The 17,113-nt window shown below is 40.1% G+C and carries 8 protein-coding genes; all 8 read right to left on the bottom strand.

What is annotated here, in order from left to right:
- On the bottom strand, positions 1 to 1,544 hold a 1,544-nt coding region (locus AC0N32_RS18685; protein WP_476395356.1), incomplete at its 3' end, for a hypothetical protein.
- 8 nt (positions 1,545 to 1,552) lie between these two features.
- Entirely contained in the window at positions 1,553 to 3,187 is a 1,635-nt protein-coding gene (locus AC0N32_RS18680; protein WP_476395355.1) for a T9SS type A sorting domain-containing protein, read from the bottom strand.
- Positions 3,188 to 4,067: 880 nt separating this feature from the next.
- Complete coding sequence (locus tag AC0N32_RS18675; protein WP_476395354.1) at positions 4,068 to 4,262, bottom strand: hypothetical protein; 195 nt, start codon at positions 4,260 to 4,262, stop codon at positions 4,068 to 4,070.
- 227 nt (positions 4,263 to 4,489) lie between these two features.
- Entirely contained in the window at positions 4,490 to 10,930 is a 6,441-nt protein-coding gene (locus AC0N32_RS18670) for a GEVED domain-containing protein (RefSeq protein ID WP_476395353.1), read from the bottom strand.
- A 270-nt stretch (positions 10,931 to 11,200) separates the two neighbouring features.
- Positions 11,201 to 14,134 carry a reprolysin-like metallopeptidase gene (locus AC0N32_RS18665; RefSeq protein ID WP_476395352.1) on the bottom strand — a complete coding sequence of 978 codons (2,934 nt, stop codon included), beginning with the start codon at positions 14,132 to 14,134 and terminating at the stop codon, positions 11,201 to 11,203.
- A gap of 358 nt (positions 14,135 to 14,492) precedes the next feature.
- Entirely contained in the window at positions 14,493 to 15,152 is a 660-nt protein-coding gene (locus tag AC0N32_RS18660) for a DUF6048 family protein (protein ID WP_476395351.1), read from the bottom strand.
- A complete protein-coding gene (locus tag AC0N32_RS18655; RefSeq protein WP_476395350.1) occupies positions 15,118 to 15,600 on the bottom strand; it encodes a DUF6452 family protein in 483 nt (160 codons plus the stop codon). The genes AC0N32_RS18660 and AC0N32_RS18655 overlap by 35 nt, the downstream gene beginning before the upstream one ends.
- 31 nt (positions 15,601 to 15,631) lie before the next feature.
- Positions 15,632 to 17,044 carry a 23S rRNA (uracil(1939)-C(5))-methyltransferase RlmD gene (gene rlmD, locus AC0N32_RS18650; protein ID WP_476395349.1) on the bottom strand — a complete coding sequence of 471 codons (1,413 nt, stop codon included), beginning with the start codon at positions 17,042 to 17,044 and terminating at the stop codon, positions 15,632 to 15,634.
- Between the last annotated feature and the right edge of the window lie 69 nt (positions 17,045 to 17,113).

Raw genomic sequence — 17,113 nt, 5'->3', positions numbered from 1 at the left:
TGATGAGTATGGCTCAAAAGCCTGTTCTGGGGATCATAGGTAAAGTTCTCAGTAATCACCTTGTCGGTATCGGTATCACCAAAATCAAAAACTACTTTTCCTTTTGTAGGGTAGGTTAAAGTTTTTAAAACATCAGCCTTATAAGCTTCATTTGTTCCTGTATAATAGCCCCATTTATCCTTTTGAAGATCTCCCGATACTGTATAGTAATCCAAATTATACTCCTGATTTTGTGCATTAGGAGATATCTTGGTAACTTTTGTCAGCATTAATTTTTGCAATGCCTTCGTTGTGCCATTTTCTAGTTGTAAAGCAGTATTCGAATATCCATAATCTAAAACGTATTTATCAGTATACTGCTGAATATTTTGCCCAATATAATTTGATTGGATAGATTTCAATTTGTAAAGCTGTGAGGGTTCCATATAATTTGAATCCTCTCTACCTTTTTCATAATTTAAATAAATTGTTCCTTTTCCTATTACATCAATACTGGTAAGCAGCTTTGTATTGGTAGTATTATAAACGTATTGTGTTTCGAAGGCTCCTGGCATACTTCCATCAGAAATTCCAGTATTTCCGCTGGTATTGACATATTGTACATTCATTACTAACCTTTTAATTGTAGTGGGTGTCTCTTCAAACTTTACTGCTGAATCGATAGTATAGTTAAAATTAGCAAGAAGTATATTATTTGGGTCTTCTATCTTTGTTAAATTAAAGGCAGCCCAGTAATTTCCAATATTCAAGCTCGGATTGGGATTACCAATACCAGATATAATGCCTATTTTAACATTAGTGATACTTTTTTGAGATTTTTCCATACCTTCGAAAGTATATCTGATCCCTTTATCATCAACTATAGTAAAACTTGTAATATCATTTGGTGCTGTGTTATTAATAATTATCTGTAGGTTATTTTTGTCTAATTTCTCTGGTTTATAATTTCCCACATCATCTTTCACTATATAGAACCTTCCTGATTGTCCCATAAAATTGTATTGATATAAATCATATTCTGTATCATATCTTCCCATAGCAGCTTCAAAACCATAATTATTTAGATCAATAGTCTGATCCTTCATCAATGTAGATGTAGGATTGTATGTTTCGTTGTAGATACCATACTTAGCTTTTGGAGGAGAGGAGAATGCAATTGTTCTATTCTTTTCATCAGGATTTCCTCCTCTAACTGTTCTTGAAATTGTTCCCCCTGCAATAAAACTCCAGCCTAATCCCGTTTCACTGGCTTTATCATCTGGCTTGGCGTTTAACGGATGGTATTTTAACTGAACCCCTACTGCAATTTTAGAATTGTTAGTTGGAATGCTAATTAAGGGAATACTGATGTCAGGAATTCCCGTATAATAGCTTATAGGAACTTCTTCAAATTTCATTAGATTATTAGAAGTTGGGGCAGAGGGAAATATTTGATTAATATCTCCCACATAGCTTTTAGGTTCGTTCCCCCCCACACTCGATTGTGCAAAGACTATATTATTTAATGAAGCTAATAATACTATAGCTAACGTTATTTTTTTCATCTCCTAGTTTATTTCTTTATAAGTTTAGCACTCGCTGTTTTATTATCATTAGTTTTCACGCTCACCAGATACGCTCCCTGAACCATAGCCTGCGTATTGATCTTCGTCACTTTATTCTTTGTCTTCAGACTCTGCAATTGCCTACCCCCCATATCAAACAGCACAATATCAGCTTCTTTAAAATCAAATCCTATTTCAACATAAGCATACTCACTCACCGGATTCGGATAAATCTTAATATCCTGCTTTTCGATCAGCTGATCGATCTGTTGGTCGCCCAGCTTTACGATTTTCCAGTTTTCTCTGCCCAGTTCTTCGGCACTCGTTCCAGCAAGGATGATCGAGCCGTCCCTATTCAGTTTAACATCCGAAAGTCTTTCTTCCTTCTTTCTTGATTCACCTTTAACGTGTTTTCTCCACTGCTCATTCCCATTTTGGTCCAGGTACAGCATCCAGAAGGTCTCATCATCACTTTCTATTCTGCCTTCCGCCTGGGTATAACCGCCCAGCAATATCCCTTTGGTCAGGTTGCCGGATTCCCCTCCTTTGGAGGGGCTAGGGGAGGATATCACGCTCATTCCCATAAGCACATCCCTGTTTTTGAAGTTGTAGGGTTTCTGCCAGATTTCTTCGCCTCTTTCATTGAGGGAGATCAGCCACAGATCCGTTCCTTCTTCAATGCCAACGGTTTTATTGCCGGATCTTTCCGATCTTGATTCACCCCCGATTAAGTAGCCTGTAGAAGTCAAAGCCAGTGTTCTCAAATGATCATCTCTGGTTCCCCCGAAGTTCTTTTCCCATTCCACCTTGCCGTCTTTGGAAAGCTTGATGATCCAGTAATCGCCCTCACCAAAGTTTTCAGTAGACTTTGCATAACCGGAAATTGATTTTGAATTTTGGGCTGGACGGTCTTGCTCCCCTCCTTTGGAGGGGCTGGGGGAGGATCCACTTCTCGAATACACACCCAGTAAAGCGCCGCCATCTTTTGTAGGAATCATCTTCTCCACCTCATCCAATCCTTTTCCGCCCAAAACCAATTGTGATAATTCTTTTCCGTTTTTGTCAAGCCTAACAATAAGAACGTCTTTAGAGCCATAGCCTTTTTCAGAATTCTGAACGTTGCCTGCCACAAAAAATCCCATATCCGTAGTCTGGATCACCGCCCGTGCTTCTTCATCTGAAGCACCACCAACGGTTTTCTGCCACAACTCATCCCCGAATTCATTGATCCGGATCAGCCAGATGTCGGAACCTCCTTTGGAGTCGTCTTTTTTATCCAGGCCATTCCCGGAATAGGAAGTTCCTGCCAGGAGGAAACCGCCTTCCTGGGTATTTACCGTTGCAGAAAGAAAATCATGGTTCTGGCCCGAGAAATACTTTTCCCAGACTTCTTCACCCTGTTGGTTGAGTTTTACCAGATGGAAATCGTAACCGGTGTTTTGTCTTTCGTTGATGGCTGACGGTTGGTTGTTGTTGGCCTTAATACTACTTCCTGAGATTAGATATTGTTGGTCAATGGTTGTCGTGATCTGGGAAAGAAAATCCTGTGTGGAGGATTTGATATCTTTCTGCCAGATGACTTCCTGGGCGGAAACGCCGAGGACTGAGCATAAGAACAATGCTCCTGAGTAGATTTTATTCATACTTAGTGTCTATTTTGAGTTGTTATTAATTATTAATTTTTAAGTCGTTGCAAAAATATCCTTTTTACTTCACGCCGAAAAGATATAGAATGTCAATTTTTTGTGAATATTATCATATTAACACTGTTCATTTTGATTTATTAGCAGTCGGTAATACTAATAAGTTCTCGATACATTTTTCGCAGCTTTGCTCCAAAAAATACTCGAACAGGCGAAAGACATTTTTATTGTGCAATTAACGCACACGTCACTTCGAGTAGACTTTGAAGAAGTCGTATCGAGAAGTTGCGCTACCAGTCGGTATTACTCATAAGTTCTCGATACATTTTTCGCAGCTTCACTGCAAAAAATACTCGAACAGACGGACGAACATTCGTATCAAGCAATTAACGCACACGTCCCTTCGAGTAGACTTTGAAGAAGTCGTATCGAGAAGTTGCACTACCAGTCGAACGTACTCAAAAGTTCTCGATACATTTTTCGCAGCTTCACTGCAAAAAATACTCGAACAGACGTACGAACACTCGTATTATGTAATTACCGCAACGTCCCTTCGAGTAGACTATGAAGAAGTCGTATCGAGAAGTTGCACTACCAGTCGAACGTACTCAAAAGTTCTCGATACATTTTTTCTTCACTTTGTTAAAAAAAAATAATCGAACAGACGAAACAATACGAAAAATATCGCCAAATGCATAATTAGTTATTATTTAAATTCATTAATTTCTGAAGCGAAGATATCGCCGCACGGCGACAAAACCTGTCGTATTATATCATGAAACGTTTTGTAAGAAAAAACATAAGCTTATCGGATTGATTAGAGGCATGCCTGCCCTTTTATCTCAGTATCGGCGTACTCCTTTTAGGTGTAGCTCTCTACTTACCTTAGGTAACGGTCTACTTCCATCTGGTAACACTCTACTTCACTACGGTAACGGTCTACTTCACTTGGGTAACAGTCTACTTCACTATGGTAATGGTCTACTTCATTATGGTAACACTCTACTTCACTTCGGTAACGGTCTACTTCACTATGGTAATGATCTACTTCACTCCGGTAACGGTCTACTTCCATTTGGTAATACTCTACTTCACTTGGGTAACAGTCTACTTCACTACGGTAACGGCTTACTTCACTATGGTAACGGCTTACTTCACTTGGGTACTGGTCTACTTTATTACGGTAATGATTTATCTAAATAACATAAAACTCTGTTTGAAGGCGCGGATAAACCTATCAATTAAAACAAAACAGGCTCTCATAGTGAGAGCCTGTAAAATGATTAATAGTTAAATGATTTCTTATTCTTTAATGAATTTCTTTTGAGCTGAAATGTCATTTCCGTCCTGAATATCGATGATGTATACCCCGTTTATCAAGGTATGTACATCAATTTTGTTGTTCAGGATAATACCGTTTGACACTAACTGTCCTGCTGCATTGTAGATCTTATAATTCGCTTTTTTGCTGATATTTTTCACATACAATACTGAGCTTACCGGGTTAGGATAGATTAAGATATCCGTCTGGTTTACCGGGTTAGGAACAATCGGCTTAGATATTCTTACGGTATAGTCTTCCACCTCACCATCGGCAAAGTTGGTACAGTTTACCGGAATCGCATCTTTAGACAATGCCACTCTCATAACTACATACTTGTAGTCTGTCAAGCTTACGAAAGCATCTGCAGGTACGGTAAACGTTCCGCTTACGGTAGCCTCTGTATTCGGGGCGACAGCCATTACTCTTTCATTGATATCGAAATATCCGTTTCTGTTGAAGTCAATCCAGACCGCAACACCAGCCTCGGTATTTCCGGAAAGTTTTTTATCAATGGTAATCTGGTTGTTTGAAGAACCCTGGATCATTTCGATAAACTTCAACGGATTACCTGTATAATCTGTATAGTTGGATGCCTGAGATGCATTCTCCATTACCGGTTTGTTGTCCGGCTTCACCGTCACTTTTGAAATGTACGCTGATGCAGAAGATGCAGAGTTCATCTGACAGTAAATTACCGTAGGCGTCGTAAAGAAGTAAGGAAGCGTGTATGTACCCGGCGTACCGCTGCATACGTTGGCAACCTGTAATTCATATTGCGTAAGCTCCAATAATCCTGTTAAGGTAAGCGTATTGGTATTTGAAGTTACGGTTGTCCAGCTTGGAATACCAACTTTTCTATATCTCAGGATATAGGTTGCTCCAGGGAATGCGTCCCAAACCACCACTGCCGTCGTCGGAGTAAGGTTGGTAATCGTAAGTCCCGGAGGAGGCAATTCGCATGTTCTTTCGGTGGTAAATACTTTAGGGTTAGACCAAGGGTTAACTGTAGTTTCACCATTACACATATTGGCCACTTGTACTTCATATGTCGTGTATGGAGTTAATCCCTGAATAGTATACGTATTCAACGGAGCAGTTGTAATATTTACAGTGGTCCATGTAGTACTTCCGACGATTCTGTATCTTAATACATAGGTTGCACTGGTTACGATAGGAGACCAGCTTACTACCGCAGAGTTGGATGTTACCGTACCGATGGTTACATTCGGAGGGGTAGGATCACATCTTGTGGTGAAGGTCTGCACCGGAGTGAATGTTCCAGGTGTTGTTCCGCAGCTACCGGCAACCTGCACTTCATACGTTGTTGCCGGAGTCAAACCTGTTAACGCCAACGGTGGATTTCCGGTTAATGTTGAAGCAACAAGCTGAGTCCATGCAGATGTACCCGCCACTCTGTATCTCACGACAAAGGTAAGACCTCCTGTCGGTACAGTCCATGTAACATTAGCCGATACATGCGTAATGGCAGTGAACGCTACGTTTGTAGGAGCCGTACTTGAGCACGGTCTTAATTTCACCGCATAATCTTCTACTTCTCCATTTACCGCATTCTGACACATTACCGGTGCACTGGTACGCTTCAGCACAACCCTCATGGTTGTTGTTAAAGGTCCCGGATATGCATTGGCAGGTACACTGAAAGTCGCATTAACGGTACCGGTGGTACTTGCCGGAGAAGCCATGATCTGCTCATTGGTTTCAAATACTCCGTTTCTGTTGAAATCGATCCATGCAGATACGGCGTCATTCTGTCCTCCGTTTTTAGTCACTGAAAGCTGGTTCCCAAAAGAATCTATTTCCAGATTAATTAAAGTGGCCGGAGTGGTATAGCTGATATAGTTTGTCTGAACCGAAGTATTGCTCATTGGAGGAATACCCGGGTTTACTGACGTTACGGTAACATTCGAAATGAAATCGGTGGTTCCCGTACCCGTCATATTACAATAGGTAATCGGCGTTGTCGTAAACGGTGTGGAAGAAGACCAAGGCCCTTGTGTTCCACCACAGATGGTCGCTACCTGAACTTCATAAGCAGTCTGCTCGGTAAGTCCTGTAATATTATATGTATTTCCGGTAATTGGCAATGGAGATACGTTCCATGTTCCGACCGGGTTGGTAGTTCTCCATCGTACAAGATAAGTAGCCCCTGTAGAAGATATCCATGATACGGTAGCTGTCGTAGCGGCAAGATTTGTCATGGTGATACCGGTAGGCGCCGCTGTAGTACATGGCTGGATATCTACGAATTTCACCTGGTAATCTTCAACTTCCCCATTACTGGTAAGAGGTGAGCAGGCATCATCCGGTGTAAGATAATACACAATAACACGCATTTTCACTTTATTAGCTCCCGCATATGCTCCTGCCGGAACGGAGAACGTTGCTGTGATCGGTGTGTTTGATGAATAACCGGAGTTCATGATTCTCTCACCGCCCGCAACCGTTGATGGATTATTGTTAAATACTCCGTCTCCGTTAAAATCGATCCACGCATAAGTCGTGTAGGTACTGGACAATATTGTTCTTCCTACAGAAAGTACGTTGTTGGTTGAATTTCGGGCTAAAGTGATAATTTTAGTTGCATCATTCGAGTAATCGGTGTATGTACTAGGACCGGAGTTATTCGACATCATCGGTGTAGCCGTACCTGTTACCTTAACATTATTGATGAAACCGTCACCCACCGTCGCGGTACCTGAATTACAGTACGAAGCGGCCGGTGTCGTAAAGTTCGTTGAAGCAGACCATGCTCCTGTAGTCCCCCCGCAAATGGTTGCGATCTGTACTTCATAGGTTGTAGCTCCGTTAAGGTTTGAGATCGGGAACGGGCTTGCTGCGGATGCGATGGTTGTCCATGCACCTGTTCCTGTTCTATATCTTAAAGTATAGGTAGCCCCGGCAGCACCGATCCATGAAACTAATGCTGAAGAAGCGGTAACATTCGTAATAGTAATAGGAGAAGGTGGCGCCGTCGTACAAGGTGCAAGATCAATGATCTTTACGGCATAGTCTTCAATTTCTCCGTTTGAAATGGTGGCACAAGGGTTAGTTACAGTGCTTGTCGAGAAGATCACTCTCATTCTCATCGTAAGCGGCCCACTGTAAGAAGTTGCAGGAACTACGAAAGTAGCAGTAATAGGTGTATTGGTACTGGTTCCTGAACTTATCACTCTTTCGTTGGTTTCAAAGACACCGTTTCTGTTAAAGTCGATCCATGCACCTACGGCTAATGATGAGGTGAATGAAAGCCATGATTTAGATACAGAAATCGTGTTATTGGTCGTGTTACGAACCAATGTAATCAATTTAGAAGGATCCGTAGAATAGTTTGTATACGTATTCGCTCCTGAATTATTGGTCATAACATACGAACTGGTAGGCGTAAGCGTTACATTGGAAATATAACCGTTGGCGTTATTGTTTGAAGTAATCGTACAGTAAGTAACCTCGGGTGTTGTGAATTGAAAAGGAGCAGTAAATGTTCCTGTAGTTCCCGAACATACATAAGCAACCTGAACTTCGTAAGAGCTAAGCTCTGACAATCCGTTGATTGTATATCCATTGGTTGTCAACGGAACGGTGGTCCATGTTGTAGAACCTAACGGTCTGTACTGTAGTATATAGGTAGCCCCTACCGCAGGATCCCACATTACATAAGCAGATGAAGATGTAATGTTTGTAACGGTAAGGTTTAAAGGCGCATTACTTGTACAAGCTATAGGCTGAATTAATTTCACAGCATAATCTTCAACTTCTCCGTATGTAAAACTTGTACACATGGTAGGTGAAGAATTGTACTGCATTACCACTCTCATTCTCGTTGTAGCAGGACCGTTGTAAGCCCCTGCAGGCACAGAGAAAGTAGCCGTAACAGGAGTTGTCGTATTTGGCGATGTATTCATTACCCTCTCCGAAGCTTCGAATGTACCGTTTCTGTTGAAGTCAATCCAAACACTTACGGCTTCATCGAATGAACCTGATGTCCAGAATTTGGTAACAGATACTGTGTTACCTGTAGATCCTATAACGAGGTTTACCAACGTACCAGGATTATTGGTATAATCGGTGTAAGTAGATCCTCCAGAGTTGTTGTTCATTACAGCTGCACCGACTGGCGTTACGGTAACATTAGAGATATATTCGTCCCCGAAGTTACTTGACGTCATCGTACAATAGTTAAGACCTAGGGTAGTAAAGTTTGTAGAAGCAGAGAAAGGTCCCTGAACTCCATTACAAACAGTAGACACCTGTACTTCATACTGAACACCGTCAGTTAAACCGGAAAGGTTTACAGAGTTTGCCGTCGTCGGAACGGTAGTCCATGTTGCACTACCTACCGGACGATACTGAACCACGTATGTTGAGTTTGCAGTAGCGGTCCATGAAACCGTAGCAGTGGTCTGTGTAATAGCAGAAACCGCAATACCTGCAGGTGCCGCACCAGTACAACTTGCTAAATTGGCTACCGTAGCACTTCCAATGGCATAGAAAACATTTCCGATAGCGCTTACTCTGATCTTAACATTTCCTCCTAACGTAAGACCTGTAAGTGTCAAGGACTCATTACCGTCATTGGCAGTAGAAGCAGAAGCTACGGTCCACGTTACTCCGTTATCGGTGGTATAGTCAATTTTTACGTTCGCTACATTATAAGGAGCAGCTGTAGTATTGACAACATCCCACATTACTGAAGTAGGACCGTTATTGTAGGCAGTCGTTGTGGTTACTTTAAAGGGCCCGTCATTTCCTACCGTAATCTGCTGATTGGCAAATTGGGTCTGTTGCTCTGTAGGAACAGGGTTATTATCCCTTACGGTTACTCTGAAATTGGTTGTTCTGGCAACCGTAGAAACAGATTCCCATCCGTTGTTTGAATTATTTAAAACACCTGCTAAAACTGAAGATAATTTTGGGAAATATCTTGTCGGGCTGGTTGTCGGATTGAATGATCTGAACGTAGCGCCACTGGCCGTTGTTCCAATATTGTTTTTATTGATGGTAACGTTGGCATTATCTACTTCTTCCCAGCAATAGGTCATAGGATCGTTTTCAGCATCCGTTGCAGAAGCTGTTAAAACAAATGCCGTCCCTTTAGGAATACTGTAATTAGTCAATGGAGTGATGACAGGCGGATTATTTGTAATCGCTGTTTCAACATCACATGTTTTATTATTAAGGTTATTCTGAACCTGGGTAATACTTACCGCATGGAAATAAGGATCGGAATGAGCCTGAACATCAGTATTTGGTCCTGTAATTCCGGCATATCCCATAATCGTGGAACCTGAACCCGGCTCTACATTTACCCCAGCTGTTTCCAGGCCGTGTGAAAATGTATGATTCGCGCCTAGCTGGTGCCCCATCTCATGAGCCACATAATCGATATCAAAATTATCTCCCTGTGGAATACCATCGGCAGGAGAAGTATATCCGGATCCCTTCTGGGTTGCATTGTTGTTTGCCGGATCTACGCATACGCAGCCGATACAACCTGCATTTCCACCACCACCTGAAGCACCGAATAAGTGCCCGATATCATAATTGGCACTTCCTACGTTTGTTGTAAGCGTTTGTTGCAACTGGAGATTCCAGTTATTCATTTGCGCAGACGGAGAATACGGATCCGTTGCAGGATCTGTATAAATTACTGCCGGAAAGTTCTGCAGATTCAGATGCAGTGCAAAATCTTTTTCAAAGACACTGTTTACCCTCGTTAACGTAGCATTGATAGCCGTTAATGCACCGGCTACCGTACCTCCGAAGTACTGAGTATATTCTCCTGTCACAGACATGGCCAATCTCATCGTTCTGTATTTTTTATCAGAAGACTTTGCGAAATCGGTAGTCTGGTTGTTGAATGCTTTTCCTGCTTTATAAAGTTTATCGATCTCCTGTTTTGTCAATCGGTCTTCATTCATAGAACAAAGGAAGCCTTCATTGCTTTTATCAGTTTTAGGATGCACACCATAAACTGTTTTATTTTTATCTGCTGGTTCTATAAATTCAGAAACCCCATTCTTGATGATCATCGACTGAAAATCACCAGGTGCAAGGCTGAATCTAAGATATTTACCGGGATCATCAATCCCGACCCCAACATAGGACCCCAGCTGATACTGATCTGCCAGTTCTTTTACAACCACCGGGAAGCTGTAAACGGCAAATTTTTCGATTTTCCCTTCTAAAGTTGGCAAAGAAATCGTAACGGGTTTCGCATTTTTTCCCGTTTCCTGAGCTTTTGCCAATTGAGACTTTAATAGAGAAATATCCAGAGTGTAATAGCTCTTAATATCGGAGCCTGCTCTTGTTTTTTCTCCCCTGAATGTTGTGGGACTCCATTGTGCACTGGTAATCGCAAACAAAAAGAGGAAAAAGAAAGAAGTAAATGTTTTCTTCATAACTTTCTCAATATTATATTAATGACACAAATCTAATGATTTTTTGTTATTAATTTAAAAACACACGCATTTATTTTGTATAAATTTCACAATAATTAAGACAAACTATTAAATTAGACAAACATAATTCTTTATATACCTTAAAAACACTAATCAGTCGAATTGCATATTTATATGATAATTAACTTTTGAATATTTAAACTTCAAAAACAATAAAAAAAAATCCCCGGGTGGCCCCGGGGATTTAAGTAATCAATTTTTATTGTGTTATTACTTTTTGATGAATTTGGATGTGAACAAATCTTTTCCTTTTTCTTCAATAGTAATTACATAAGCTCCTTTAATCAGCTCAGAAACATTGATCTGACCGTTGCTAATATTGCCCTGTCTTACCAACTGGCCGGCTGCACTGTAAATCTTATAAGCTGCCTTATCGGAAATTTTAGTGATATTTAAAATATCTGCTGTCGGGTTTGGATATAGCTGAATATCATTTTTAGGACCTGTGATGTCGTTCGTCGCTAAAGCAGTTGCTGTAACAACTACATTATAATCTTCAACTTCTCCATCATTAAAATTAGTTCCACAAACTATGTCTGGCGATACGCTTAATCCCGCATTAGTAGACCCTGCAAAACCTAGGATTACTCTCATTCTGAGAATCTGCCCTTCAACAACACCTGTAGTAGGAACTGTAAATGAATTTGAGAAAGATGACGCTGACGCTACAGGGAAGTTCAGCACTCTTTCGGTAGATTCAAATATTCCGTTTCTATTGTAATCAATAAAAACCACAGCAAAGTTATAAGCCGCAACATTACTCGTGATTGTCATAGGATACTGAGTCCCTTTTACAAGATTAACCTGAAGCGCAGGATTTGTTGTAAAGTTTGTATAAACAGAACCGGTAGAAGTATTATTGATATTTGCAACCTGTACCTTATTAATATAGAGATTAGCAGCTGTTGCAGATGAAGCAGCACAATAAACTATATCAGGAGTAGAGAAATTCACCGAAGCAGAATACGCTCCTGTTGTGCCGGAACAAACCGCTGCTACCTGAACTTCATAAGCCGAAGCATCTGAAAGGTTTGCAAGGTTAACATTATTTGTTGTAGAAGTCGCTTGTTGCCATGTATTATCTGATACTTTCTTATATCTTATCACATAAGAGGCAGCTCCCGTTATTGGCGCCCAGTTTACACTTGCTGTAAATGCAGTAATATTGCTCACATATACTCCTGACACGGCAGTACCACAAGCAACCTGCGTTGCTACAAACATCTTTTTAAGAGCATAGAATACGTTTCCTATTGAAGAAATTCTAAGTGCTACAAATTGTCCGTTTAGCGAAGCCGGCATGCTGATCGCCTCAGATCCGTCATTGGGAGTACTTGCCGATAAAACCGTCCAGGTCGCACCATTGTCTGTAGAATAGTCTATCTTAACATTCGGTGAATTATATGGTGCCAATGTAGTACTTGCTACATCCCAAGTTATATTGTTCGATACATTTGAATATAAATATTGTGATGTATTAGATACTCTGAAAGGCCCATTATTTCCAACATTAATGGTTTGGAAGTTATAATTTGCCTGCTGTTGATTAGCATTCGCGTTATTATCCCTCACTGTCACCGCAAAATTCATCTCTCTCGCAACCAAAGGAACAGATTCCCAAGTATCATTGCTATTATCCAAATATCCGTTTATAACCGATTCCAATTTAGGAAAATATCTGGTAGGGCTGGTCGTTGGATTGAATGATCTGAACGACGCTCCAGTGTCAGTTGTTCCTATATTATATTTATCAATGGTTTCATCGGCATTATCTATTTGCTCCCATGTATAAGTCATAGGATCATTTTCAGCATCGGTAGCCGAGGCAGTCAGTACAAAAGGAGTCCCTTTAGGTATAGTATAGGCTGGCAAACTGGCAATTACCGGAGGATTATTTGAGATAGGAGTTTCTACATCACAGGTTTTACTAATCAAATTATCATTAACCTGAAATAAGCTGACCATGTGGAAGTATGGATCAGAATGAGCCTGAACATCATTATCCGCTCCGGTAATTCCGGCATACCCCATAATGGTAGAACCCGAACCAGGCTCAATATTAGAACCAGCTCCTTCTAAGTTGAATGCAAATGTATGGGTTGCTCCAAGCTGATGTCCCATTTCGTGAGCAACGAAATCTATATCAAACGTATCACTTGCCGGAGACGTACTTTGGGTAAATGCAGATCCTTTTCCTAACGAGGTGTTACTCGCCGGTGCAATACATACACAACCAATACATCCTGCATTACCATTGTTTCCTGCAGCATTAAATACGTGTCCGATGTCATAGTTTGCGTTTCCTACATTGGCAGTAAGCGTCTGCTGTAATTTCAAATTCAGGTTAACTGATGGTCCGACATACGGGTCAGTAGCAGGATTTGTGAAAATGATTCCCGGGTAACTCACAATATTAAGGTGAAGTGCAAAATCTTTTTCAAAAACACCATTCACCCTTGTCATGGTAGCATTGATCTGGGCAAGTGCAGACGCTAAGGTTCCTCCTGTAAAAGCTACATACGAACTGGTGGCCGATATAGCCAATCTCATGGTTCTGTACTTTTTGTCATTGCTTTTAGAGAAATCAGTAGGCTGATTTGCAATAGTAGATCCTTTATGGGTAAGAGATTCAATTTGCTTGATGGCAGCAGTAGGTTCTTCCGTAGAACATTCAAAGCCATGCTTACTTCCCTGTGTTTTCGGATGTACTCCATACACTGTCTTATCAGCATTTGCCGGTTCTACAAATTCATAATTTCCATCAGAGAAAATCATAGACTGGAAGTCATTCGGAGCAAGCGAAAATCTTACATATTTCGATGGATCATCCACCCCTACTCCTACGTAAGAACCCAACTGGTACTGATCGGCAAGATCTTTGGCGAATACAGGAAAACTATATACCGCAAACTTCTCTACTTTTCCATTAAGGGTAGGCAGAGAAATTTCAACAGCTTTAGCACCTTTTCCTGCTTCCTGAGCATTTGCAAGTTGAGATCTTAAAGCTGAAATATCCAATGAATAATAGGCTTTTATATTAGCCTCTTTTCTTACTTTCTCTCCTTTAAATGTCGTTGGCGACCATTGAGCGGTAGCTGCACCCAACATAAAAAGAGAAAAGAAAGAAGTAAAAATTTTCTTCATAGCTTTTTCAATTAAATTTATCGCCAAATATAGTTATTTTAAACATAACGTATTATTCTAATACAAATATTAACAATAAAAAGTATTTATTTGAAAAATACGTGTAATAAAATGAATAATCTTCGAACTCAGAATAATAGAAAATATTATCACTTCTTCAATAGCTGTATTTTTTCATATATCAAAATAAAAAGGATCAATCTTTTTGAATAAAGATTAATCCTCTTAATATTTTTTATTTCTAATTGTTAAAATTCAAAAACAAACAGCAAATAAGATAAAAACTAGCATGTTGCTATTTTTAATCAGATGATAATTTTTAATAAATAATTTTCATATATGATTATTAGTCAATTTATCAGAACTTATACGCCAGGTTCCAGGCAAAGCCCATATTGAACTTGGAAGAGCTTTTTCCAAATCCGGGAACGATCATTGGCTGTATCTCATCCTGTTTGGTAGTGAAAATAAGATATCTGGGCTGCAGGTTTACATCGATAAAAAAATTGGATTCAAAAAGCTGAACCCGGCCTCCGATGGTTCCTTCCAGCCAGTACGAAGACTGCGTAGAAGATGGAAAACTTACCGATGAACTGCTGCCGCCATATCCTCTCACGGGAACTGCCATATATTCCTGGGTGTAAAATGATGCCCCGGCTTTTCCTCCTGCATAAAACCCGTTAAACTCATTTTCAGGATCTTTAGCCAGCATATAAAATGCACCTAATTTCAGGAATGGTCCATTGGCTTTTACGTCGTAACTATTTTTCTGATAAATATTAGATTCAAATCCCGCCTCTATTATTCCATGGATGTTATCCTTTATTTTTGACGAAATAAAGCCCTGATACAGTTTTCTGTCTGAAAAAAAAGCAACTCCTGTATTAAGAACATCCACACCAACCATAAAGTTCGGTTTATATTTCCATTTTTCCTTTTCTGTTTTCTTATTATCCTGAGCAGAGCCCAAAATAAAAAGTATACTAAAAAAGAAGGTAAAGATTAGTCTTGTCTTCATTCTCTATAAAATTTTGTCCGTCTTCTATGCCTTTCACAGGAGCCGTTACCGACGAAGTTAATACCGAATTTAAGTTTTCATAGGTCTTCTTAATCCCACATCCCGGTGAAACGTACACTGCTTTTGTAGAATAATTTATCCTTACTCTGGATTCTGCACCATTATTTTCTGTTCTGAAATAGATATCCGTATACGGAGAATCGTCTACTCTCAAAGGAATTACCGTGGAAGTGATTTTCGCCTGGCCTCCAAACTGCACTTTTCCCGAACCATAATCTACCGCGACGTAAAGGGAATCCAATGTTTTGACTTTTTTATCGGAAAGATTGAGAAACGAAAATTTCATTCTGGGGGTGCCTTCACCACTTTCACAGATGTCATCATCAGATCCGCATGAAAACAGCAAACTGATAAAACATAAAGCCAACAGGAATTTAAAATATCTCATATAATATGGGTCGTTTCCAAATTTAAATAAATTATTTCTTAATCAGCAACGCAATATTTTCCACATGATGCGTCTGCGGGAACATGTCTACCGGTAAAATTTTCACCACATCATAATGCTCTTTCATCAGGGAAAGATCGCGTGCCTGAGTTGCGGAATTACAGCTTACATACACTACTTTTTCCGGGGACAGTTTCAGGATCTGCTCTACCACTTTCTGGTGCATTCCGTCTCTTGGCGGGTCGGTAATTAAAACATCGGCCTTGGGATGAGCTGCGAGAAATTCATCATTAAAAATATCTTTCATATCGCCGCAGTAAAACGTTGTATTGGTAAGTCCGTTTAGTTCTGCATGTTCTATGGCTGCATCAATAGCTTCCTGAACAGATTCTATCCCAATCACCTGTTTTGCCTTTCTGGCAACGTACTGAGCAATTGTTCCGGTTCCGGTATAGAGATCGTAAACCACTTCATCACCTTTCAGGTCTGCAAACTCCAGGGTTTTTCTGTACAGTTCAAGGGCCTGCTTATAGTTTGTCTGAAAGAAAGATTTCGGACCAATCTTAAATTTAAGACCATCCATTTCTTCCATCAGAAATCCTTCTCCGGAATACACATGAATATCCAGGTCATAGATCGAATCGTTAGGCTTCGGATTTATGGCGTACACCAAAGTTTTGATTTGAGGAAAAGTTTCCAACAGGAATTGGAAAAGTTTCTCCCTGGTCTCTTTCTCTTCTCTGAAAAGCTGAAAAAGCACCATCCATTCTCCTGCTGAGTTTTGCCTCATCATCAATGTTCTCAAAAATCCTTCATGATTTTTAACATCGAAAAAATCCAGACCGTTTTTTACAGCATACTCTTTTACAGCGAGCCTTATGGTGTTCGAAGGTTCCTCCTGAAGGAAACATTCTTTAAGATCGAGAATTTTACTCCACATCCCCGGAATATGGAATCCCAACGCATCCCTGTTACCAAAGTTTTCTTCTGAACTTATTTCATATTGAGTCAGCCAGCGTGCATTGGAAAAAGAAAATTCCATTTTATTTCTGTAATAATATTGCTCTTCAGAACCCAGAATCGGAATGGTTTCAAAATGATCAATCCCGCCGATTCTTTTAATATTATTGTATACTTCTTCCTGTTTGAAATCCAGTTGTTTTTCATAGCTCATATTCTGCCACTTGCAACCGCCACACACACCAAAATGGATACACCTGGGATCTACTCTGTGAGGTGATTTTTCCAAAAGATCTATTGCTTCGCCTTCATAATATTTAGACTTCGCTTTTTTCACCTTTACATTTACAACATCACCAGGAATTGCGCCTGTCACCAATACCGTTTTTCCTTCTTCCGTTCTACCGATGGCAACTCCTTTTGCGCCGGCATTTAAGAGTTTAATATTTTCAAGAATAATATTTTTCTTATTTCTCTTTCCCATTAAGAATTTTTTCTGTTTAATTTCTAAAACTTTGACAGAGACCTAACTTTGACAAAGCGTAATCGGAAA

It is taken from the genome of Chryseobacterium endophyticum (assembly GCF_056333165.1).
Note: the sequence above shows the minus strand (reverse complement) of the source record. Positions and strands in the feature narration are given on the sequence as shown.

What these genes read in the sequence shown, in the direction of transcription:
- AC0N32_RS18670 (WP_476395353.1), bottom strand. Translation starts at nt 10,930, where the DNA reads ATGAAGAAAACATTTACTTCTTTCTTTTTCCTCTTTTTGTTTGCGATT.
- AC0N32_RS18655 (WP_476395350.1), bottom strand. Translation starts at nt 15,600, where the DNA reads ATGAGATATTTTAAATTCCTGTTGGCTTTATGTTTTATCAGTTTGCTG.
- AC0N32_RS18660 (WP_476395351.1), bottom strand. Translation starts at nt 15,152, where the DNA reads ATGAAGACAAGACTAATCTTTACCTTCTTTTTTAGTATACTTTTTATT.
- rlmD (WP_476395349.1), bottom strand. Translation starts at nt 17,044, where the DNA reads ATGGGAAAGAGAAATAAGAAAAATATTATTCTTGAAAATATTAAACTC.
- AC0N32_RS18675 (WP_476395354.1), bottom strand. Translation starts at nt 4,262, where the DNA reads ATGGAAGTAGACCGTTACCGGAGTGAAGTAGATCATTACCATAGTGAA.
- AC0N32_RS18680 (WP_476395355.1), bottom strand. Translation starts at nt 3,187, where the DNA reads ATGAATAAAATCTACTCAGGAGCATTGTTCTTATGCTCAGTCCTCGGC.
- AC0N32_RS18665 (WP_476395352.1), bottom strand. Translation starts at nt 14,134, where the DNA reads ATGAAGAAAATTTTTACTTCTTTCTTTTCTCTTTTTATGTTGGGTGCA.